Raw genomic sequence first — 21,586 nt, 5'->3', positions numbered from 1 at the left:
TGATGTTAGCCCTGTTTGATAACTATTGTTAGAATTAGTTAGAGAATATGCTCCTTTTAAGTTAAACGTACCGTTACCATCAGATAAAGCTACCCAGTTATTAGAAATCCCATCACTTTGTAAATTAACAATGTCATCTTTCCCATCTCCATTAAAATCACCAATTAATTGCTGAGAATTATTTCCATCCCCCCAGAATCCTGTAATTAATCCTTGAATAGTATATTCTTTATTATTGCCAAGACGAAAAGTCTCAATTTTTTGATTGGCAAAATTTGAAATAATAATATTATCAGACAATTGCGAAATTTCTGCTGATGGATTACTAGAATCTTTAACAGCAATGATTAAATTATTTCCCCGTTGCTCTACCAATAAATCGGATACATTAATACTTGCATCAAGCTCTATCGTATCAAATCCACCAGTATCACTAATAGTAACCGTTCCCATTCCACGACTATAAATATAAACATCATCTCCCAACCCACCATTAAGAGTTGCTCCTGAAGAAGCAATTAAAATATCATTGCCAATACCTCCAGTATTTCTGACAATTTTACTGGCATTTGCTCCCATATAAGTATCCGAAACTTGAGGCGCATCTAAATTTAAAGCCATTGCTTTAAGCTTAATCACGAACCAATTAACCACCTGTTCCGCTTCTAACGTTGCTACCCCATTTTTAATAATAAACTTAAAACGACTACCATCAGCAAACCTGACTACCTGATCAGGCGTAACCGTTCGGCCATTGACAATAAAATTACTACCCGCCATAGATACCGATACCTGAGACGGCAAAACATTCACATCAAAATCAACAAACTTATTCTCTGGATTCGTTAAAACGGGAAGATTAGCAGGAACTTGTCGCAATGCTAAAATTTGCTGATCCGCAATAGAAATAGCATTATCATCTAACTCTTGAATCGTCTTATCATAGAGATAGGGATTATCCTTATAAATGCCATATTCTCTGGCAATATCCAAATCCTTAGATAACGCTAAAACAGTGGTGGCTGGAGAAGTTTTTAAAACGCGCTTCAAATAAAGATCGCCACCTTCAATTTTAACCGAACGAATCTGACTTAAAATTCCCCAATTAAGCGCACCATCAACATTATTTCCCCATTTAAGACGACCATCAGGCGTATGGGATAAAACATCCCCGTAATGCCCATAAATTCCCCAATAACCATCAAATGCTTTTCCACCAACAATCAACAATATACTGTTAAGGTTGCTAACTACTGCTTCTCCCATTTGTTTGGCAAGTTCAACGTTACCACGATGCTCTTCTCTAATGCTTGGTTGCATGGCAAAAGCATTTTTACTGGAATCAAAATATAAATCAGCAAAAGCACGCGGTGGATCTCCTCCTCCAAAAATTTTTCCAACAATCTTACCTAAACCTTTAGTAATAATAAAAGAAAGAGGAGCTATTGCAAATGCTATAACAGGTGAACTCTTGACTAAAGAACCATACCAAGAGCCAACTAAGTTACAGACTGCTGCTCCTATTGCTGCCCCAACGACGGGAATAGGAATCAACGTTTGACCTAAAGTTGCACCATAGGCAGTGGCTAAACTAGCCGCAATTTGTGATTCAGTGCTATCAGTATTAAATAAAATATTAGATAATTTACTACCATAATAAGAACCCACAATCGAACCAGCAGTTGCCGCTAAACTATTAACTAAATCTAATTGCTCCCAATCAATCCCTTTAAGGTTTCCCAAATTATCATACTTACCAGGCGCACCAAAAAACTTGACTGCCGTTTCTGCATCTAAATGAGTTGCTGCCAGAGTCGTAATATAATTGGAAGTCGTCGTCGTAATTAATCCACTAAAAGCGATCTGAGAGAATCGGTCTTCAATTTTAAAAGTCTTGATTAATGAATTAGCTAACCTGCCACTTTGCAAACCAATACCCGTTGAAATAACACTACCCGGCAATCTTTTATAAATTGCGCCTAATGATAATGATTGCTGACTGCGGTTACGAAAAGCAGGATCATCTGATAAGTCAAATTCATAAACAATAGCATCACCAGCCCAACTCCCTACCGTCTTACCTAACGACTGGGCGACAAGCTGACTAGCAAATTTATCATTAGCAAAATAAGACCCAATTTGACTACCAATTGAAGCCCCAATAAACCCACCCGTTGTTACAGGTTGATACAGAGCAAGAGAATCATTATGAACCCGATAATATCCCGCAATATATGTATGTAATTCTTCAACAGTGAAGTTATAAACTGTATGCTTCCCTTCAACAGATTTAATACCCGGATGAGGGATCAATTTACCCGTTACACCTACCAAAAAGTCATCAGGGTCAATTTCACTTAAAGCCTTAAAATTGCCATCAGCTTGTAGAAAATGATGCCCTAAAGTAACTTTAATATTACCTAATTGAACTACTTCTTGATCTGGTGTGATAAAGGTTTGAGTAACTTTGCGTGGTTCCAGTTTTCCCAAGCCATTAAACGCCATTACTTCATCGCCAATTTTTACTTGTTCAATGGGTTTGTATGTACCATCTGACATTAAGATTGGTGTTTCTGCGGTGAAGCAGTAATTTATCAAATCTTCTAAAATTTCTGGATTAAAAACTAGCTTTTTACCTTCAGGATATTCACTTAATAAGTTATATCCCCATCCTGGCGCTATTAAGCTATCATCAGAAACTTTTTTTAAATCATTAAAACCCATGGCCACTCCCATTGTAGTAGCCCACGCATTAGAATTTTGCTCTTCAGACGAGTACCACAACCAAGGTTGATATCTAATATTTTTTGTGTTTAGGAAATCATTTACCTTTAAGGCAGCCTGGAAACGCGCTCTTACATCTGATTCACTACTCTTATATTGATAAATCGATTGATGAGGGGTATTGGCATATTCTATTCTTGAATAGCCTCTTAATGTATCACCCCATAATCCAACAGCAACTTCATCCCATTGTCGTGTATTTGTGTTAAATACAGATGAAAACCCATTAATTTCTCCTTGTGGGTTACGATTGCCGTCTAACATTACCCAGTAGTTATGAGCGTAAAAACCTCCAAGGATAGGTAGTTGACGTAATTCAATAGTCCAGTCGCTTGGTATTTTGTCTGACATTCTTATGTTTTCTAATCTTGATGGTTCTTCGGTTTGTGTTATGCAATGTACGGGGGTTATAAGGGACGGAACCCTTATACAGAAAAACGTTTGGCGATTTTTGTCAATTGTTTTTGATCTAGAGCGAACTAATCAATTAAATCTCTTGCCAGATAAGGATTTAGTCGATTTATGCCACCCTATCGAACCATAACAAGTAACGAAGAGCCAGTAATGTAGAGTGGACATTGCCCACAATTTGCTTTGCTATTAATTATTCAGCCGAGTCAGCCAGTTCTTATACAACCGCCCAACTAGCCGGTGTGGGTTAGGGTTGAGGACTGTCAAACCATCAAAGCACAAGTCACCCATTCACGCCTTCAAAATATTGTTATTGTGAGAGGGCGATCGCTCTTGCAACTTCAGGTTTAGCCAGTCCTTGGTGATCTATAGTTCACCAAGCTTCTGCTTGTTGCCTATATTATATACGGAAAGCTTATCTCTGAATTACTTCCTCACCATGAAAATTTTAGCGGGTGATGGCGAAGGGGATAATTTCCGCTAAAACTCCCCCCCCAAAGCAATCTTACTCCTTGTCATGGCGAAGATGTGATCGCTAACGTCAAAGCTGGGCAGTTAAAGTATTTAACCAATTGATTAAATCTTCAACCGTAGAGAAATCGAATAAAGCTTCTCCTAATACTTCGACATCATCAATACTTAACTCCATAATTTTAGTTTCCAATGAAGGATTAATCTCCCCTAACTTGCGTTTAATTTGACGAAGAATCAATGTCTTTTCCCGTTCAATACCTTGTTCGATACCTTGTTCGATACCTTGTTCAATACCTTGACGCATCCAACTGGTAGTAATTTGCATAACTCCCTCCTGTACGGGTTGACTAAATGTGCTAATCTCTTGTTGAAATTGTATCTCTTCGACCGGATTTAGATTGAGATAAGTATCAATAAATCCAGAAATTAATTGCATTTTTGCTGGGTTTAAGCTTAAAGTGATTAACAAGCGCAGACATTCCGCCTTCACCTTGGCTCGCTCTTTCTCGGCAATGTTCATCTTAGCCATCAAAGCTGAAGCAACTGGATTCGGTTGATTGAGAAAATCTCGCCAATTTAATCGATTTAACTGTACTACTTGATAGTTAAATTCTAATACCTTAAAATCGGGAAAATCGACCACATATTGACTAATCGCTTCTCTTTTTGGCTTTGAATAAGAAAAAATTACAATCGGATAAATCGGTAGGACAAATTTCTCATGAAAACGAGCAAAATAAGTAAACATTCGCCGGTTAAACCATTTTCGAGAACTTTCCTGCGCCTCTACATGAATCAGAAAAAAAGATTCTTTTCCTCGAAACTTAACCTGTGCGACTAAATCGCTTTCATACCTTTCTCCTTCCGTGACATCGGTAAATACTTCTTTGTCTAAAAAAGTAATCGAGTCCCTATCTAAATAATCTATCAATTGAGGGAAAAACAACTCGATAAATTCGACAAAAAAGGTGGATATTAACTCCTTAAATAGGCGATCGTGGTCAATATTATTAGTCATGTAATATCATCTTAACTAATCTGAGTGATGAATGACTACTCTTATGTATTGTATTCTGAAAAGTCGGTTTCGGCAACGGATTGTTATGACCTCACCCCCTTAACCTACAGCGATTGCCAAATTCGCCCAAAATCCATCAGATTGAGCTAAATCGAACAAACTATCGCAAACAGCAGGAAAGAACGGCAACAGGGTAGAAGTCATGACATTAACTGCAAAGGTTTACTGCTAACAGTTTTAGCCCAACAATCCCCAATTTTTCAAGGTTGCTATCACAAAAGTTAACATTTATTACAAGAAAACGGGTTTCTCGAAGAAACCCGTTTTCTAAATATTTTCTCGAAGAAACCCGTTTTCTAAATAAAGGCAATCACTCTCCCCAATTCATAATTCCAGGCTCCCTTCTCCCCTATCATACTTTGTGCTTTTTGTCAAAAAAACTTTTTTTTTGCAATAAAACTACACAAAAAAAAGATCATCGTTGTGGGCGAAATTGACTGATTTACCCGTTTTAATTAGGATCACCTTCTAGGTGTGGCAAGGGTTTCAACCATTGCTGCCCAAAAAAGCACAAAATAACCCATTATGAAATTCTATCAAATCGCTGTAACCATTATAACGTCGTTGTTAAATAAAAATCTTTCTCAATTAATTCTTAAGAATTTATAAATATTGCGGAATGTTAATTTAAATATTCTCAAGTTTTTACAGTCAATAAATAATTTTTGCTTATCTTTGTCAGAAAATAGAACTTCTGCAAAAATCCAACATCTACCATGGGGTTAGGAGTCTCCGAGTCAGGATTCAGGAGTCAGGATTCAGGAGATTATTTTATTTATTCTCCCCACACCCCACACCCCACACCCGTTCGGACCTCGGCGTGAGCTCGGTCGAACGCTGAGCTCACGGCCGAAGCCCACACCCCACACCCCACACCCCATACCCCACTTATTCAACAAACATGAAAGAATCGTGGCGAGAACGTCTGAATATCTCTCGAATAGCGATTAATGCCCCGAGGTTAACCATTGCCTTCTGGTTAGCGGTGGCCGTGGCGGGAATTTTGGCTTTTAGTTCTCTAAAATACGCTCTTTTCCCCGATATCAGCTTTCCAGTCGTAATAATTAACGCTCAAGCGGATTTAGCTACTGCTATCACCACGGAACAGCAATTAACTAAACCCCTAGAAAATCCCCTTTTCTCTCTCCCCGGTCGTCGTGATATTTCTTCGACTACTGCCCCCGGACAGTCAGTAATCAGCATTTTCTTTAAAATTGGTACAAATTTAGACAAGGCCACTGCAGCAGTTAAACAGACTATCTCGCAAGTCCCTTTACCCCCTCAAGCTACCACAGAAGTTATCCCCGTTGATTTAAATGAGTCGGCAACAGTCACCTATGCGCTGGTGCTTGCCCTGAGCCAAGTCGAAGGGAGTGAGCAGAAAAATCTAGAAGAATTAAGCCAAATCGCCCAAGATAATTTAATTACACCCTTAAAAGCTCTTCCTGGTACGGCTAAAGTTAATTTACTCGGTCAAGGTACAGTTAGAGAAGATAATCCCCATAAAAGCTTAACCCGACCATTACCCACGCTGGTGCGCTTTAACGGTCAAGAAGCGATCGCAGTGCAGGTAATCAAACAAGGTGCGGCTAATAGTCTCGATCTGGCCGCTCAAGCAGAAAAACTGGTTAAAGACATAGCACAAAAACTGCCCGATGTCAAGATAATTTTAGCTGAAACCCAAGCGGAATATATTCGCGCTGCCCTACAAGGCACGATCGATGATTTACTTTTGGCAGTTTTGCTGTCGGTGCTGGTGATCTTGATATTTTTAGGCAGTTTCGCCGCTACGGTCATTTCTGCTCTGGTTATCCCCCTATCTCTTTTGGGGACTTTCATTATCATGGCCATCTATGGGTTTAATCTGGAAACCCTGACACTGCTGGCTCTCGCTTTGGTGATCGGCATTGTCGTGGATGATGCGATCGTGGATGTGGAGAATATTTCCCGTTTAATCGATGCGGGGGAAACCCCGAAAAATGCGGCACTTAAGGGGACAAGGGAGATCGGATTAGCTGTCACCGCCTCCACTTTAACCATTGTTGCCGTGTTTATACCCGTGGCTTTTATGGGGGGTGCGGTGGGACAGTTTTTCCAACCCTTCGGTTTAACTGTCTCGGCTGCGGTGATTTTTTCCCTGTTGGTCGCCCGAACTTTATCGCCAGTTTTGGCAGTATATTGGCTGAAACCGCAGTCACGGGCAAAAATGACGAAACAAAAGCGACCGATTGAAAACGCCTATCGACGGCTCTTAAACTGGTCATTGCGTCATCGTTTGCTGGTCATTGCTATTGCCCTAATTACCTTTTTGGCGGGTATTGCCCTGATTCCTTTTATTTCTAGGGGATTTATTCCCCGACTCGATCGCGGCGAGTTTAATCTAGTTTATACGTCTCCTTTGCCGAAAATAACGCAAATTAGTCCTAATAAATCGACGGCTAAGAGTTCTAGCGATAGTTTCGCTTGGATTTCTCAGTTAGCGAGTTCTCCCGAAAGTTTTCTCCTGCGTCGCACTATCCGCGATGGCAGCAAATTAGAAGCGCCGATTTTGCGGGATGGGGAAGTGGAATCGACTTTTATGATCGCCGGTTTACGCGGTGAGCCGAATCGTGGCAAAATTCACGTTAAACTGAAGAGCGATCGTAAATCTCACACCAGTGCGGTGCAGCAACGGATTCGGCAAATTTTACCGACAATTAGAGGGGTGAATGTCAGTGTCGAGGACATTCCTTTTGTGCAGACGGAAGCGGAAAAGCCGATCCAAATTGCGATTAAAAGCGATAATTTGCAGCTATTGCGCGATAGTGCCGAGAAATTGCGGGTTGAGGCCGCTAAAATCGCCGGTTTAAAGGATATTTCCCTATCATCTAGATTAAATGAGCGGGGGGATTTTTTAGCGATCGAGCGTTTAAATGGTCAACAGGCGATTTTTCTGAGTGCTAATCTCAGTCCCGATTTAGGTTTAGAAGATGCGGCGATTAAAATTGAAGGGATTCCTTTACCGGAAGGGATAACTTTACAGCGTTGGGGTACTTCTTCTCAAAGTAGCGATGTTTTGGGCAGTTTTGGTCGCACTTTAATCCTAGCGACAATTTTAATGTTAGGAGTTTTATGGTTATTATTCAGAAGACTGCTAGAAACTATCGTCATCGCTTTATGTTTACCTTTAGCGATTGTGGGGGCAATGTTGGGGTTATTGGTAACGGGTAGTGAGTTTAGTATGATTTCTCTGATCGGGTTTATCTTCCTCTTGGGACTACTCGATAAAAATGCTGTGTTATTGCTGGATTATACTAACCAATTGCGTCAACAGGGTTGGAGTCGGGAGGAAGCGGTTTTAGAAACGGGAATGATTAGGTTAAGACCGATTTTAATGACCACTTGTTCGACAATTTTAGGCATGATTCCGATCGCTTTGGGATTGGGTACTGGTGCTGAATTGCGGCAACCCATGGCGATGGTAATTGTGGGAGGTTTAGTCACTTCTTCCCTGTTGAGTTTAATTGTTGTGCCTGTGTTATATCTAAGTTTAGAGGATGTTTGGAACCGGATTAAAGCCGGTCAAAAGTAGCTAGTTTTACCGTCCCTTTAGTTAGGGTTGGGTGCATCCCACATTTGCAGAAATACCGAGAATCAGCAATTATCAGTGACTCTTAAATTAGTATAAAAATATGAACAATCGCGTGTAAGCATCCCACCGAAAAGCTAATGCGCGGGGGGTTTGGGGGGTAGAACCCCCCAAAAGCTTGGATTGAGTAATAAAACCGAAAGTAACCCCCAATTTTAGGAGAAAGTTTCCCCTGAAAAATCCTAAATTAGTAGATTTACAAAAATGAGATGCACCCTTATGGTTACCCTGTCACCCTGTCCCCACTAAAAACTTTTTGCCACAAACCCTAGTTATTGTTTTGGCTTCTGATTACTATACAGTTGTTTGAACTCTTTTTGTTGTTGATTATGATCGACAATTGGCTCAGGATAACCACAACGATGTCTTTCTAAACGGGGGATTTTCCCAGTTACTAAATATTCCGTATCTACGGAGGCTAATTCCGGCAACCATTGACGAATATATTCCCCTTCCGGATCGAATTTTTGTGTCTGACTAGCGGGATTAAAAATTCTTAAAGGTTTCGGATCCATGCCACTAGAGGCACTCCACTGCCAACCACCATTATTAGCGGCTAAATCGCCATCAAAAAGTTTCTGCATGAAGTATTTTTCGCCTTTTTGCCAGTTAATAATTAAATCTTTGGTTAAAAAACTCGCCACGATCATGCGACAACGATTGTGCATCCATCCCGTTTCATTTAATTGTCGCATGGCCGCGTCAACGATCGGATAGCCGGTTTTTCCCTGGCACCAAGCTTGAAAATGTTCTTCGTTATCCTGCCAAGGAAAATGACGAAATTCTTTTCTATAAGCACCGACCGCCAATTCTGGGAAAAAATAGAGACAATGCTGGTAAAATTCCCGCCAAGCTAACTCTTGCTGCCAAGTGATAATACTATTTTTTGCTTCCTCTGCCCGGCAATTTTCTAATAATTCTAGGGTTGCCGTCCAAATTGTGCGAATGCCAATCGCCCCAAATTTTAAAGCGGCACTCAAGCGCGAGGTCCCATCGAAAGCGGGGAAGTTACGATCTTCTTGATAATTGTTAATAACCCCTTGACAAAATTCTTCTAATCTGCTAGTAGCGGCTTTTTCTCCGGGGGTGAGGGGTAAGGGATTTTGCCAAGTAAAACCTAAATTTTCTAGGGTTGGTAAGTTAATAGTTTCTGTGAGTTTCTCCCCCTCATTTTCGTCTAATCCTTGCAGGTTTTCTAGGGTTTTGGGGCTGGCTTTGGCTAATTGGCTCCAATTTTTCCAAAAAGGAGTATATACGGTGTAGGGACTTTTTGAGAGGGTGAGGACTTGCCCTGGAGCGTGGAGAAGTTGATCCCAGAATGTTTCTACCTCAATTCCTTTTGTTTGTAAAGCGGCGATTACCTGTTGATCCCGTTGACGCGCGTAGGGTTCGATATCGAGGTTAAAAAAAACTGCTTTTGCCGATAAATTGCCGGCTAAATTGACGAGTGTTTGACTGGGGTTGCCGCGAATAATCAGTAATTGACTACCTTTTTGGCGATAATTTTTTTCTAATTCCTCTAGACAACCGAGGAGATAGGCAACTCTAGCAGGGGCGATATCATCCCTCTCTAAAATAGCAGGATCGAGGCAGAAAACCCCGATAATTTTCGGACTGCGCTCCCTAGCTTTACTCAGTCCAATATTATCCGAGAGACGTAAATCGCGACGATGCCAGAAAAGGATTAGATTTGACATAAAGTAAGGTGATGAGTGGTCACTGAGCTTGTCGAAGTGAAGATTATCAGGGGCGAGATTATTTTACATTGAGCTTGTCGAAATGTGGGGTACAGTTAAGAACAAATTCAAGTCAAAAATACTCTTTCTGTAATTATAGGACAGTGGATCAAGAATAATTGTCTAATTTTACAATCTAGCTGTAATTGGCAGTTAATTTCTTGACAAAATCTCGATGTTCTGCTGTTTCTAACCCCCGCTGCAAAATCAATAAAACTTTTCCTAAGTCGCCCATTAATAAAGCGTTTTTATCTAGCCATAAACCGGGGAAGATTTGGGAGCGCATTATGCCCTCACTATCGGGTTCTAGTTTAATATATTCTCCTGCCTGTAGCCGAAACCAATCAATTTCTTGTTCATAAAACCGCCAGACTAGATATTCTTGGACTTGATTGCGACGGTAAACATTTAATTTTTGATGAACATCGTAGGAAGCACTAGAAGCGGCAATTTCGACAATTAATTCCGGCGCTCCTTCTACATAATCATCTTGACTAATTGTTGATTGTCCTCCCTTGTCAATTCTTAATAGGGCATCCGGTTGGGGTTCGTTATCAATATCTAATCTCACGGTACAATTATCCCCTAATTGCAGATAGGGGGTAAAAGCTTTATAAAAACCCAACCATAACATAATATGCGCGTGGGGTTCACCATGTTGGGTAATTCTCAAGGGAGATGCCATATAAACAATTCCTTCAATTAATTCCGCTTTTTTGAGATGGGGCATCCCTTGATAACGTCGTTCAAATTCCCATCGAGTTAATTTATCGCCGTTTTCTAGGGGAGGAATTGTTAAAGAAGCAGCTATTACTGGGGTAGTTGTCATAAGTTTTCTCTTTTCACCCGTCTTCTAGTTAATCTTTGCCCGCTATCGGATCGGAATTTTTTCCTGATCTTCCATTATTATAACACCCATCGGTAGGGTGTGTTAAAGTAGCTCAACACACCCACAAAAATCAATTAGAAGTCAGCAAATAATCGATAAGTTTAATTAATCTTTTCTCTTTAACTCCTGACACTGGGCGATTTAGGACATCTTCCAAAGAATCAAAGGGCTTTTCTGAACGTTTTTTCAGAAAATCGTTAACAGATGTAGCGGGAATTCCTGCTTTTTTAAGTTGATTAGCATCACAGCTATTCAAAAGCTCTAAAATCGACTTAGAAGGAGGAGAAGGAGGAGGAGGAGCAGCAGAAATAATAATTTTTTCTTCCAGTCTTTTGATTTCTTTTTGGTACTCCTCTCGGATTGCTTGTAACTGAGTTTCTAATCGTTTTTCAAGATTACTCACCCTCAATTCTAGAGGATTATCTGTTTTTTCAGGCGTGGTAATTAACCCAGGAGAAGGAGATAATAACTGTATTTGCTGTAAAGCGATATTCTCCGCTTCTTTATCAACTACAAAAGCGTTAATCATCTCGATGTCAGGAACTTTCTGATTGGCGATAACAGAAGCATAATATTCTAAATCTCCACTAATAATATTATAACGTTCATCAACTTTTTTATTATCAGCTTTTTTGAGAATAACAGGGCGAATAAGTCCACCCATTTCAATAATAAGATTGGCTAAATTCTCCAATTCAGTTTCGGAGAAGGTTTCTCTGGGAAGGGAAGGATTAATATCAGTAATATCGACTCGTAAAAATTTCCACATTTATTTAACTCCTATTTTAGCTAAAACTTCCAGTGCTAAGGCTTCAAATTCTGCTGCTGATACTCCCGCATCGCCTTGATGTTCCGCATAATCAATTATAGATTGGGGGGCAGGAATTTCTAAATCTCCCACGGTAACGTATTGATTTATACAGCGAGATAAAGGCATTCTTTCCGAGATAGTCGATTCCATTAAAGGTAAATTATATTTGTCTAGAATCACTTGTTTTTGTTTGGGAAAACTAAATTTTAAGTATTGAGCATGGGTGGAAATTTTGGAAGGTAAAACGCCTAAAATTTGTAGGGTTGGTTTACCCAAATCTCCACGACTTTCATTGATTTCCTCTTGAACAAAGTTTTTAACGCTATCTAATCCTTGATTAGAAAATGGTTTAAGATCTGAAGGAATTATTAGATAGTCAGCTGCAATTAAAGCAATGCGTGCATATAAATCAAGTGCGGGAGGTGCATCAATAATTACAATATCGTATTGATCCTTTACTTTCTCTAATTTTCTGGCCAATCTAGCAAATACCGCCGCATTATCTTTAATTTTAGCTTGGTTAGCAATTAAAGATATGTGAGAGGGAATAACATCAATTTCTGGATGATTGAATCCTTGAGACTTTCTGACGATATTTTCAATAAAAATGCGGTTACTGTTATCTAGCAAATGAAAGACATTTTTATCTTTTAAATCATCGTCATCATCGAATTGAAACTTAATTAAACCAACGGCAAAGGTACTGTTAGCTTGAGCATCAATATCAATCAATAATACTCGCTTGCCTTTTTTATTCAAAGCTGCCGCTAGATTGGTAGCGACGGTGGTTTTACCAACACCACCTTTATGATGATAAATTGCGATGGTTTTCATGAGGTTTCTGTGGTTGATTGTTGGAGAATTGAGCGGTGGAATGCCTAGGGATAAGGTTTCGTAGCCAATCAGAGATTTTAACTGTTCTAAGTGAGAGGCAATTTCTAACCCAGAACATCTAAAAACTGGATAAATTTTATCGGGTTTTCTTTGATAAAGTTGAATCTCATAACCATTGGTTAATAATCCCCACTGCACTTTAAAGTAGTTGAGATAATAACCTAAGCGGTGACGATGATTGATGAGCTTTTCTCTGGGATTTTTAGCCTCGATAATTAGACAGTGAGAGGGTAAAAACTGCTTTTTGTTGATAGGTTTTTGAGCGGAAACAAGGAAATCTAAGCGGACTTTACCGAAGCTAACTTGTTGATACCAATGTTCGGCATTGTAGCCTAGTTTTGGGAGTAAATACTGGACAATTAGTTTACTCTCCACTTCCCTTTCGTTATGACAATGATGAGGATTGAAAGTCACACATTTGAGGAAATAAGTAGTTGGACAAAAGTAAAGTTAACTGTGGGGTAAGGAGTCAGGAGTCAGGAGTCAGGAGATAGGAGTCAGGAGATAGGAGTCAGGAGTAAGTAAGAATTACGGCAATTTACATTTCTTAAGATAGACAACAGAATTTATGTCCGACTACTTACTTAAAAATAACTTATTGTTAGTTTAAATGATGACAGCCCTTCCCGTCAAGGTAAAGCACAGAATCCGGCTCTTCGTTACTTGGTATGGTTCGATAGGGGGGCATAAATCGACTAAATCCTTATCTGGCAAGAGATTTAATTGATTAGTTCGCTCTAGATCAAAAACAATTGACAAAAATCGCCAAATATCTTTCTCTATAAGGGTTTCATCTCTTATAATTCTGTCCGTTGCATAAGACAAACCGAAGAGCCGTAAATCCTTACTTAATCAAGTATTTCAGCTGCAATAAAGAACCCTATCTCTCACCTATTGGTGAGCAGCAGAAGTTATTAAAAGAGGGCGAATGCAATTCGCCCCTACAATAACATTATCGCCCCAATAGTAGGGGCGCATCGCGTGCGCCCAAATGTAATATTGTGTGCGCCCAAATGTAATATCGCATGATCCCAAATGTAATATCGCGTGATCCCAAATGTGATATAGATACTTCTCCAAAATTGAGATGCACCAAGCAGAGAAAACCATCCTACCCACAGCTTAAATTAATGGATCTGCATAATTTTCTCGGCTACTTTCTGGGAAATAAAAGGTAAAATTGAGCGGTTTTGACTGTTATCTTTTCCCTCGGTAAATACCACCAAGAGATAGGGAGTATGATGGGGAATTTCAATATAGGCTGCATCGTGACGTACTTGACTTGTCCAACCAGCTTTTGACCAAATTTGACTATTTTCCGGTAATCCTTGCCCCAGAAATCCTAAGATTTGTGTATCATCTCCTTGACTTGTCCAATCAGCAGGATTAAGACTTCGTTTTAGTAAAGACATCATCATTTGAGAACGTTGGGAAGAAACCGCAATCCCCCCAACAATAGTATGAATTAAACGCGCCACTGCATTGCTAGTCAACATATTGCGATTCTCCATTAATTCCCCTAAAAAAGCGCGTTCACGTCCATAGGGACCGTCAGACCAAGTTTTTTGATTAACGTTAATTGTCGCTAATTCCGGCCAATTTAGGGATTGAAAATAACGATTAACTATGTTGCGTTGTTGCTTCCAAGTTTCAAAGGGACTGGCGGCAATTTCTGGACCGCTAGTGGTTCCCGTAACCAGATCTACAACTAAACTGGCAGCATCATTACTAGAGTCAACAATCATGTCACGAATGGCGCGATTTAATTCGCTGCTTTCGGCAATCATTCCCCCCTCTAACCACTCATGAATTGCTACCAGATAAAACAATTTCACTAAACTAGCGGGATAGGTTCTTTCTTGTCCGCGATAACTAAAGCCGCGGGGGGAATATTTCCAGAATTCTTCGTGAGAAATTGCTCCCCCCGTGTTGACGATAACAGGAGGATCATATACTATCCAAGTTAGGGCGATTTGTTCTTGAGCTAATTGGGGAAATTCTCGCCAAGTTGTTTCTAAAATATCTGTACCGAACTGTTGGAGATGGTCTTCAGTATGAAAAAAGTTCATAGGTGTGCTGCAAAGTCAAGAGTTAGAAGGTGGATAAATTCTTGAGTCGGCAATTCTCATTTTAAGGTAAAATTTACCGATAATTAATTATTTGATCGCTTCTGAGTTTAATGTTTATATCTACCGATGAGGTTCATCTCTATTTTATCAGTCTTGATCCCTCTGGGGATAGACTAGAAAAACTGGCTTCTTTGCTCTCGGAAGATGAAATAATTAGAGCTAATCGTTACCATTTTCCCCAACACAAGCGGCGTTTTTTGGTGGCTAGGGGATGTTTACGCGAGATTTTAGGGTCATATTTGGCGATAAGTCCCGAAAAAATCGAGTTTATCTACAGTGAACGGGGAAAACCGAGTATTAACTACCAATTGCAGTTTAATCTCTCCCATTCCGAGGAGATGGCAATCTGTGGCTTGACTTTAACCGCTCGCATTGGGGTAGATTTAGAGAAAATGCGCCAGATGAAAGATTTAGATAGCTTGACAAAAAGGTTTTTTTGTGCTAGAGAACACGAGCTTGTTGAAAAGTCTGCGGAGAAGGAAAAGCTATTTTTTCAGTTATGGACGGCAAAAGAGGCTTATTTAAAGGCACTGGGAACGGGAATTAGCGGGGGACTCGATCGAGTGGAAGTGGGCCTCAATCCCTTAAAATTAGACAATGTGGCGGGGGAATGGCAATTATGGACAGCGGCAATCGGCGATAATTATCGAGCGACGGTGGTTATCGAAGGTAGCGATCGAGTGATTAAAACCTTTGGCCTTTCTGATCTATGATTAATTGGGGAGTTAATTGCCTTGAGAAATTCAGTAATTATTCCTAGCTATCTCAAAAAAAGCTTGCCCTTAATTATTACTTAACCTTGTTTTCTCTATGCGAATTGCTCTTTTTACAGAAACCTTCTTACCGAAAATCGATGGAATTGTCACCCGTCTTAAACATACCGTGGAACACCTACAAAGATTAGGTCATCAAGTATTAGTTTTCTCTCCCGATGGCGGTTTAAAGGAGTACAAAGGTGCTAAGATTCATGGAGTTACAGGGATTCCCTTACCCCTATATCCAGAATTAAAAATGGCTTTCCCCCGGCCTTCCGTCGGTCAAGCTTTAGAGAGGTTCAAACCCGATATTATTCATGTGGTTAACCCGGCTGTTTTAGGGGTGGGAGGCATTTATTTTGCCAAAACTATGAACATTCCCCTCGTCGCTTCCTATCATACCCATCTCCCCCAATACCTACAACACTATGGATTAGGTTCCCTAGAAGGATTACTCTGGGAATTATTAAAATTGGCCCACAATCAAGCAAGTTTAAATCTCTGCACTTCCACTGCTATGGTACAAGAATTATCTAGTCGTGGCATTGAAAAGGTCGAGCTTTGGCAAAGGGGAGTCGATACGGAATTATTTCAACCTCATTTAAAATCCCCGGCTATGAGACTGAAATTATCCCAAAATAACCCCGATAGTCCTCTCTTATTATACGTTGGTCGAGTGTCGGCCGAAAAAGAAATTGATCGCATTAAACCAGTCTTAGAAGCGATTCCCGAAGCAAGATTTGCCATTGTGGGAGATGGTCCCCATCGGGAAGCTTTAACAAGTCATTTTGCCGACACAAATACCCATTTTGTCGGTTATTTACAGGGGTTAGAATTAGCCTCCGCTTTTGCTTCCGCAGATGCTTTTCTTTTTCCCTCACGCACAGAAACCCTCGGTTTGGTACTCTTAGAATCCATGGCTGCCGGTTGTCCGGTGGTGGCGGCAAATTCGGGGGGAATTCCCGATATTGTCACCGATGGAGTTAATGGTCATCTCTTCGATCCTAGGGATGAAAAGGGTTTAATTAGTGCCACCCAAAGATTACTAACCGCCAAGGCAGAAAGAGAGGAATTACGACGAAATGCGCGTCTAGAAGCGGAAAAATGGGCATGGCAAGCGGCCACCAAACAGTTATTAAATTACTATCACCAAGTTTTGAAGAATAATTCTGTGGCTTTTGCCGCTTAATTGTTGTCAAAATGCTCGAATTTAACCGCAAAAACCTTGACCTATTGTAACTTTTATGGCCAGCGCACCCAGTACCACCTTAGATAAGTCCACCCAAGGGGTGAAAAAGACTTATCCCAACTATAAAGTTATTGTTCTCAACGATGACTTTAACACCTTCGATCATGTGGCCAATTGTTTAATTAAATATATCCCGGATATGACCACCGATCGAGCTTGGGAATTAACTAATCAAGTTCACTACCAAGGACAGGCAATTGTCTGGACAGGTCCCCAAGAACAAGCGGAACTTTATCACCAACAATTGCGACGGGAAGGATTAACCATGGCTCCCCTAGAGGCCGCATAATTATGAATAATGGTCGCTTAGTTTGGAATCATTCTACTCATATTCCGGGGTTGATTGCGGTATTAGAAAAGTTAATTACTTATCAGGGAATCACCACTGTCACCCCCGGGGTACTTTCTCGCTCAAAAGGTCATTGTCCGCGGTTACAATTGCGGATATCAGTGCCAATTCGTGGTGGTTTTAAGCTGATTGCGAGGACAGGAAAAAGTGTTCAGGAGGTCTTTGTTATTACCGATTTAAACCAAGAGGATTTAGAAATGGCTATCCAAGCTTGTTTAGGAAAATAACTGTCGTGGGTGCGTTGTTGAAAAGCTGCTGGTTACTAATCATTGTTTTTCTGTTTTTCTGTTTACATTCTCTCCCTAGTTTGGCAGTAGTGGATAGGGTTCCTTTAACAGTAACTTTATTGCAGGAACGTTTAAGCGCACCCGTCCTTAAAGAAGGGATGACTACTATCGATTTAGCCAATTTAGTTATCGATATCCGCGATGAAAATAAGGAACTGCAAGAACAATTTTATCAACAGATTCAAGGTCAAATTAATCGCGCTAAACAACCCCTAGGTTTAGATTTTAGTAATTCCTTAATTCAAGGCAATTTTATCGCTTCCCGTCTGGGTTTACCGACTCCTTTAACAAAAGTGGCCCTTGCTACCTTGTTATCACCCACAGAAGAACAGTTATTACAACAGGACGAAAATTTTTTATTCGATAGCGATGAACCGGTTTTTAATGTCACAGTATTTCGTGGACCAGTGAAATTGCAGGGAACGGTATTTATGGGAGAAGTGGACTTTTCTAAGACTTTTTTTCTGCAAATTGTCGAAGCAATGGCAGCAAAATTTAGTCGTGAAAGTAATTGGGTAGAATCGCGTTTTGCTAGGGTGGCAAAATTTACCAAAGCCAATTTTATGGGAGATGTAAATTTTAGTCAAAGTCAATTTTTAAATAAAGCCATCTTTCGCACGGCCCATTTTAAAAGTATTACTAACTTCCATCGCAGTCATTTTACTGCCGAAGCTTATTTTGATCAAACTAAATACGATAAACTCGCAGATTTTACCCGTACTTTCTGGGAAAAAGAAGCTAATTTTTCCCAAAGTCAATGGCGAGATCGTCCGCTATTTTCTAAGAGTAGATTTTTAAGTTTATTAACCTTTAGAAATGCCACTTTTGAAAAATCGGGCGCTTTCCGGTCTAGTTATTTTAATGGTGTGGTTAGTTTTCAAGATGTGAAACTTTTAGATCAGGTAGATTTTAGTAATTCCACTTTTACTAAAAATAGTTATTTAAGTGTATCGGGATTAGCTTTTGATTCCGATAAAGCTAAAATCCTAGGAGATAGAGGAGTAATTGGTCAGGCAATTTATTTACCAAACCTAGCAGGAAATGAGACAGTTTTAAGAAATTTAGTTCGTAATTTTCGCTCCCTAGAACAAATTGCCGATGCCAATCAAATTGAATACAAAACCGAAAAATTGCGATTACAACAGTTAAAACAAAAACTGAATAATATCTCAGTTATTCGCCTAATTAACCTCACTTGGGTAGCTGATTTTCTGCATACTTCTTTCCTTGCTTTACTATTACTCTTAAGTCAAGATGGTACAAATTTTAGTTTAGTTTTCGGTACAGGAATCATAATTTTTGCCTATTTTGGCTGTTTATTTTGGTTAATCGATCGCGTGCGTCGTCTCACTCCTAAACCAGTAATTCCTAGTCGTTATGAAATCTTTTGTATGGTGACTAGCTATATTATTCTCACCCTTTCTGGTGTGTTTAATATCCTGCAATCTGCCAGTCGTCCCCTACTAACTTTAACAGCTATTGCCCTAATTCTTGTCCCCTTACCCCTAATTTTAATTATCGAACTTTATCGTCGGGGACGCTATCACGATTTAATGGATAGTTCCTATTTCCTGCAAGATGGTAGTATGCGACAATTACGCTTATTAATCACCCGTTTACCCGTGGTTCCCGAATTTCCCCTCTTTCGCGATCGTTATACTCCCATTCCTTGGCAAAAGCGTTGGAATTGGTTAAATTATTACGATTTAAGTCTCAATAATTTGCTAAAATTAGGCTTTAACGATTGGCGAGTTCGCGATCGAGAATTACCCGCTATCATTTCCTTTTTAGTTTGGTATCAATGGGGTATCGGCATCTTTTATATCACTCTCCTTATCTGGACTCTCTCGCGCACGATTCCGGGGTTAAATCTCTTGATTTATTTAAAATAAACTGTAAAAATCAAAGAGGGCGAATGCAATTCGCCCCTACAATCCTATTATTACCCCGCCCCCACAAAAAACTTTTTCAGCCAACCCCGAGGGCGAATGCAATTCGCCCCTACAATAATATTATTCCGCCAATGGTAGGGGCGCATCGTGGTCAGTGAGTTTATCGAACTGCGTGCGCCCAAAATGTCCTATAGATATTTCGACCAAATTGAGATGCACCCAAATTATCCCTATTCTTCTTCCTTCCACACAAAAACTGGAAGAGCCATCTATTTCACCTATGATAGAACTAACTGGTAGCGACTCCGATAATTTTATGCAAATCACTGTTGATATTCCCGACGAAATCGCCCAGAGATTAGGTCAAACAGGCGATAATTTGGCTCATAAACTGCTAGAAATGGTTATTGCTGATGCTTACCGTGCTGGTATCTTGAGTACGGCCGAAGTTGGACGCATCCTTCAATTACCTTCTCGGTTAGAAACTCATGCCTTTTTAAAGCGGATGGGAGTCTATCTGAATTATGATGAAACTGAACTAGAACGCGATTTGCAAACTCTCAAAGAACTCAGAGCGAAATGATAGTTGTTTCTGACACTTCTCCGATTTGCTACCTGCTCTTAATTGACCAAATTATGATCCTACAAGAACTGTATGAGCTTGTGGTCATTCCTGAAGCTGTAGCTGATGAAGTGAACTACTCTCAATTCCGTTGAGAGTAGTTCAAGAGTAAGGGACTTGCGTGGGAATAATATACCAGCCAGAAAATCGCTCTGTAGAAGAATCAGACCAGCCAGATGGCATATTATCAAAGCGCAAGTCCCTAAGAGGAAGGGGGCTATCGAAGGCTCTCCCCCTACTTAGGGTGATCAGCAAACCTGATCAAGCGGAGGGCGCAGGTTCCTTGCGCTCCTACAGTAAGGGACTTGCGTGGGAATAATATCCCAATCGATCGGAGGGCGCAAGCTTTGCGCCCCTACAGTAACGGATTTTGTCCACAATGTAGGGGCGAACTGCGTTCGCCCAAAAGGTACATTATCAAAGCGCAAGTCCCTTACGGATTTTGTCCACAATGTAGGGGCGAACTGCGTTCGCCCAAAAGGTACATTATCAAAGCGCAAGTCCCTTACGTCGCTTGTGGTGCTGGTTTTCGGGTTGGTGGCGCAAATAAGGCTATGATAAACTAGAATACAAGAGCTATTCTAAATCAATAAGAATATGCACATCATCAGCCGTACAAAACTGCGGCAATTTTCTGGAAAACACGCCGATGCTGTTAATGCCATTAATACTTGGTATAAAATTGCTAGTAAAGCAGAGTGGAAAAACCTGGCTGAAGTTCAAGCTGTATATTCTCAAGCGGAAGCTGTTGGTAATTTCACGGTTTTTAATATCAAAGGTAATCGCTATCGTTTAATTGTAGATATCGTTTACAAAGACCAAGTAATTTATATCAAGTACATTTTGACTCACGCGGAGTATGACAAAGATGAGTGGAAAAATGACCCTTACTTTAAACCGTGATACCTACGGAAGTTTACTAGCCCAGTATCTACCAAAAGTGATAGAAAACGAGGCAGAAAACGAACAGGCTATTATCCTAGCTGAGGCCTTATCTCATCGAGAAAATCGCAGTCTAGAAGAAACCACTTTGTTAAATTTACTCTTGACTTTAATCGAAAAGTACGAACAAGATCATTATCCCCTTGAAGAATCAGAACCCCATTCAATACTTTGGGAACTCATGGAAGCTAACAACTTACAAGAAAAAGATTTATCAGATATACTAGGTTCAAAAACCATAGTTTCTGATATTCTTATTGGCCAACAAATAATAACAGAAAAACAAGCTGTAAAGTTAGGACAGTTTTTTCACGTTGACTCAAGTTTATTTTTAAGTAGGTAGGCGTTAAAAATTATCAGATGCCCCCCTTATCAAGGGAGATCCCCCCGCCTATCGGCACCCCCCTTATCAAGGGGGGCAGGGGGGATCAAACCCCCCTTATCAAGGGGGGACTAAGGGGGGATCAAGGGGGGCAGGGGGGATCAAACCCCCCTTATCAAGGGGGGCAGGGGGGATCAAACCCCCCTTATCAAGGGGGGCAGGGGGGATCAAACCCCCCTTATCAAGGGGGGCAGGGGGGATCAAACCCCCCAGGTAATTGACCCCCTAAACCAATACACTTGCACTATAGCCTGCCCAAAAAAATTCCAAAAAA

The 21,586-nt window shown here is 40.4% G+C and carries 16 protein-coding genes; 9 read left to right on the top strand and 7 right to left on the bottom strand.

From position 1 onward, the window contains the following. Both ACOCD9_RS09175 and ACOCD9_RS09170 read right to left on the bottom strand, forming a co-directional pair. On the bottom strand, nucleotides 1–3,135 hold a 3,135-nt coding region (locus ACOCD9_RS09175; RefSeq protein ID WP_419547177.1), incomplete at its 3' end, for a hypothetical protein. A gap of 601 nt (nucleotides 3,136–3,736) precedes the next feature. After that, the gene (locus ACOCD9_RS09170; protein ID WP_287702064.1) at nucleotides 3,737–4,687 is read right to left on the bottom strand and encodes a DUF4351 domain-containing protein; all 951 of its coding nucleotides are present in this window, start codon (nucleotides 4,685–4,687) and stop codon (nucleotides 3,737–3,739) included. Between the two features lie 961 nt (nucleotides 4,688–5,648). Here ACOCD9_RS09170 and ACOCD9_RS09165 point away from each other — a divergent pair. Further along, nucleotides 5,649–8,318 carry an efflux RND transporter permease subunit gene (locus ACOCD9_RS09165; RefSeq protein WP_419547176.1) on the top strand — a complete coding sequence of 890 codons (2,670 nt, stop codon included), beginning with the start codon at nucleotides 5,649–5,651 and terminating at the stop codon, nucleotides 8,316–8,318. Nucleotides 8,319–8,647: 329 nt separating this feature from the next. Here ACOCD9_RS09165 and ACOCD9_RS09160 read toward each other — a convergent pair whose 3' ends face one another. From ACOCD9_RS09160 to ACOCD9_RS09140, 5 genes are all read right to left on the bottom strand, one after another. After that, nucleotides 8,648–10,072, bottom strand: a complete 1,425-nt coding sequence (locus ACOCD9_RS09160; protein WP_419547175.1) for an FAD-binding domain-containing protein — start codon at nucleotides 10,070–10,072, stop codon at nucleotides 8,648–8,650. Between the two features lie 175 nt (nucleotides 10,073–10,247). Next, complete coding sequence (locus ACOCD9_RS09155; RefSeq protein WP_419547173.1) at nucleotides 10,248–10,940, bottom strand: Uma2 family endonuclease; 693 nt, start codon at nucleotides 10,938–10,940, stop codon at nucleotides 10,248–10,250. Between the two features lie 130 nt (nucleotides 10,941–11,070). Beyond that, the gene (locus tag ACOCD9_RS09150; RefSeq protein WP_419547171.1) at nucleotides 11,071–11,769 is read right to left on the bottom strand and encodes a chromosome partitioning protein ParB; all 699 of its coding nucleotides are present in this window, start codon (nucleotides 11,767–11,769) and stop codon (nucleotides 11,071–11,073) included. Next, on the bottom strand, nucleotides 11,770–13,119 hold the full coding sequence (locus tag ACOCD9_RS09145) for an AAA family ATPase (protein WP_419547170.1): 1,350 nt from the start codon (nucleotides 13,117–13,119) through the stop codon (nucleotides 11,770–11,772). Nucleotides 13,120–13,832: 713 nt separating this feature from the next. Continuing rightward, a complete protein-coding gene (locus ACOCD9_RS09140) occupies nucleotides 13,833–14,774 on the bottom strand; it encodes a serine hydrolase (RefSeq protein ID WP_419547168.1) in 942 nt (313 codons plus the stop codon). A gap of 110 nt (nucleotides 14,775–14,884) precedes the next feature. On the opposite strand from ACOCD9_RS09140, the gene ACOCD9_RS09135 reads away from it, so the two are divergent. From ACOCD9_RS09135 to ACOCD9_RS09100, 8 genes are all read left to right on the top strand, one after another. Continuing rightward, nucleotides 14,885–15,547 (top strand): 4'-phosphopantetheinyl transferase family protein, encoded by a 663-nt coding sequence (locus ACOCD9_RS09135; protein ID WP_002749282.1) that lies wholly within the window; start codon nucleotides 14,885–14,887, stop codon nucleotides 15,545–15,547. Nucleotides 15,548–15,644: 97 nt separating this feature from the next. Beyond that, nucleotides 15,645–16,778 carry a glycosyltransferase family 4 protein gene (locus tag ACOCD9_RS09130; protein ID WP_002752604.1) on the top strand — a complete coding sequence of 378 codons (1,134 nt, stop codon included), beginning with the start codon at nucleotides 15,645–15,647 and terminating at the stop codon, nucleotides 16,776–16,778. Between the two features lie 55 nt (nucleotides 16,779–16,833). Then, nucleotides 16,834–17,127, top strand: coding sequence for an ATP-dependent Clp protease adapter ClpS (gene clpS / locus ACOCD9_RS09125; RefSeq protein WP_002758084.1), 294 nt, complete (start codon nucleotides 16,834–16,836; stop codon nucleotides 17,125–17,127). 2 nt (nucleotides 17,128–17,129) lie between these two features. Continuing rightward, nucleotides 17,130–17,414: a DUF2103 domain-containing protein gene (locus ACOCD9_RS09120; protein ID WP_002732155.1), complete on the top strand. Its 285-nt coding sequence runs from the start codon at nucleotides 17,130–17,132 to the stop codon at nucleotides 17,412–17,414. Between the two features lie 5 nt (nucleotides 17,415–17,419). Further along, nucleotides 17,420–19,366, top strand: coding sequence for a pentapeptide repeat-containing protein (locus ACOCD9_RS09115; RefSeq protein WP_419547166.1), 1,947 nt, complete (start codon nucleotides 17,420–17,422; stop codon nucleotides 19,364–19,366). A 280-nt stretch (nucleotides 19,367–19,646) separates the two neighbouring features. Further along, the gene (locus tag ACOCD9_RS09110; protein WP_004163132.1) at nucleotides 19,647–19,949 is read left to right on the top strand and encodes a UPF0175 family protein; all 303 of its coding nucleotides are present in this window, start codon (nucleotides 19,647–19,649) and stop codon (nucleotides 19,947–19,949) included. A gap of 636 nt (nucleotides 19,950–20,585) precedes the next feature. Next, nucleotides 20,586–20,891: a type II toxin-antitoxin system HigB family toxin gene (locus tag ACOCD9_RS09105; protein WP_002752609.1), complete on the top strand. Its 306-nt coding sequence runs from the start codon at nucleotides 20,586–20,588 to the stop codon at nucleotides 20,889–20,891. Beyond that, nucleotides 20,857–21,273: a helix-turn-helix domain-containing protein gene (locus tag ACOCD9_RS09100; protein ID WP_419547165.1), complete on the top strand. Its 417-nt coding sequence runs from the start codon at nucleotides 20,857–20,859 to the stop codon at nucleotides 21,271–21,273. The genes ACOCD9_RS09105 and ACOCD9_RS09100 overlap by 35 nt, the downstream gene beginning before the upstream one ends. Nucleotides 21,274–21,586 lie beyond the last annotated feature (313 nt).

Source organism: Microcystis sp. (assembly GCF_048564745.1).
In the GTDB taxonomy this organism is placed as follows: Bacteria; Cyanobacteriota; Cyanobacteriia; order Cyanobacteriales; family Microcystaceae; genus Microcystis; species Microcystis ichthyoblabe_A.
This window is presented reverse-complemented; position numbering and strand designations above follow the sequence as displayed.

Excerpts from the sequence above, each read along its gene's own strand:
- ACOCD9_RS09170 (WP_287702064.1), bottom strand. The coding sequence starts at position 4,687 with ATGACTAATAATATTGACCACGATCGCCTATTTAAGGAGTTAATATCC.
- ACOCD9_RS09165 (WP_419547176.1), top strand. The coding sequence starts at position 5,649 with ATGAAAGAATCGTGGCGAGAACGTCTGAATATCTCTCGAATAGCGATT.
- ACOCD9_RS09160 (WP_419547175.1), bottom strand. The coding sequence starts at position 10,072 with ATGTCAAATCTAATCCTTTTCTGGCATCGTCGCGATTTACGTCTCTCG.
- ACOCD9_RS09155 (WP_419547173.1), bottom strand. The coding sequence starts at position 10,940 with ATGACAACTACCCCAGTAATAGCTGCTTCTTTAACAATTCCTCCCCTA.
- ACOCD9_RS09150 (WP_419547171.1), bottom strand. The coding sequence starts at position 11,769 with ATGTGGAAATTTTTACGAGTCGATATTACTGATATTAATCCTTCCCTT.
- ACOCD9_RS09140 (WP_419547168.1), bottom strand. The coding sequence starts at position 14,774 with ATGAACTTTTTTCATACTGAAGACCATCTCCAACAGTTCGGTACAGAT.
- ACOCD9_RS09135 (WP_002749282.1), top strand. The coding sequence starts at position 14,885 with ATGTTTATATCTACCGATGAGGTTCATCTCTATTTTATCAGTCTTGAT.
- ACOCD9_RS09130 (WP_002752604.1), top strand. The coding sequence starts at position 15,645 with ATGCGAATTGCTCTTTTTACAGAAACCTTCTTACCGAAAATCGATGGA.
- clpS (WP_002758084.1), top strand. The coding sequence starts at position 16,834 with ATGGCCAGCGCACCCAGTACCACCTTAGATAAGTCCACCCAAGGGGTG.
- ACOCD9_RS09120 (WP_002732155.1), top strand. The coding sequence starts at position 17,130 with ATGAATAATGGTCGCTTAGTTTGGAATCATTCTACTCATATTCCGGGG.
- ACOCD9_RS09110 (WP_004163132.1), top strand. The coding sequence starts at position 19,647 with ATGATAGAACTAACTGGTAGCGACTCCGATAATTTTATGCAAATCACT.
- ACOCD9_RS09105 (WP_002752609.1), top strand. The coding sequence starts at position 20,586 with ATGCACATCATCAGCCGTACAAAACTGCGGCAATTTTCTGGAAAACAC.
- ACOCD9_RS09100 (WP_419547165.1), top strand. The coding sequence starts at position 20,857 with ATGAGTGGAAAAATGACCCTTACTTTAAACCGTGATACCTACGGAAGT.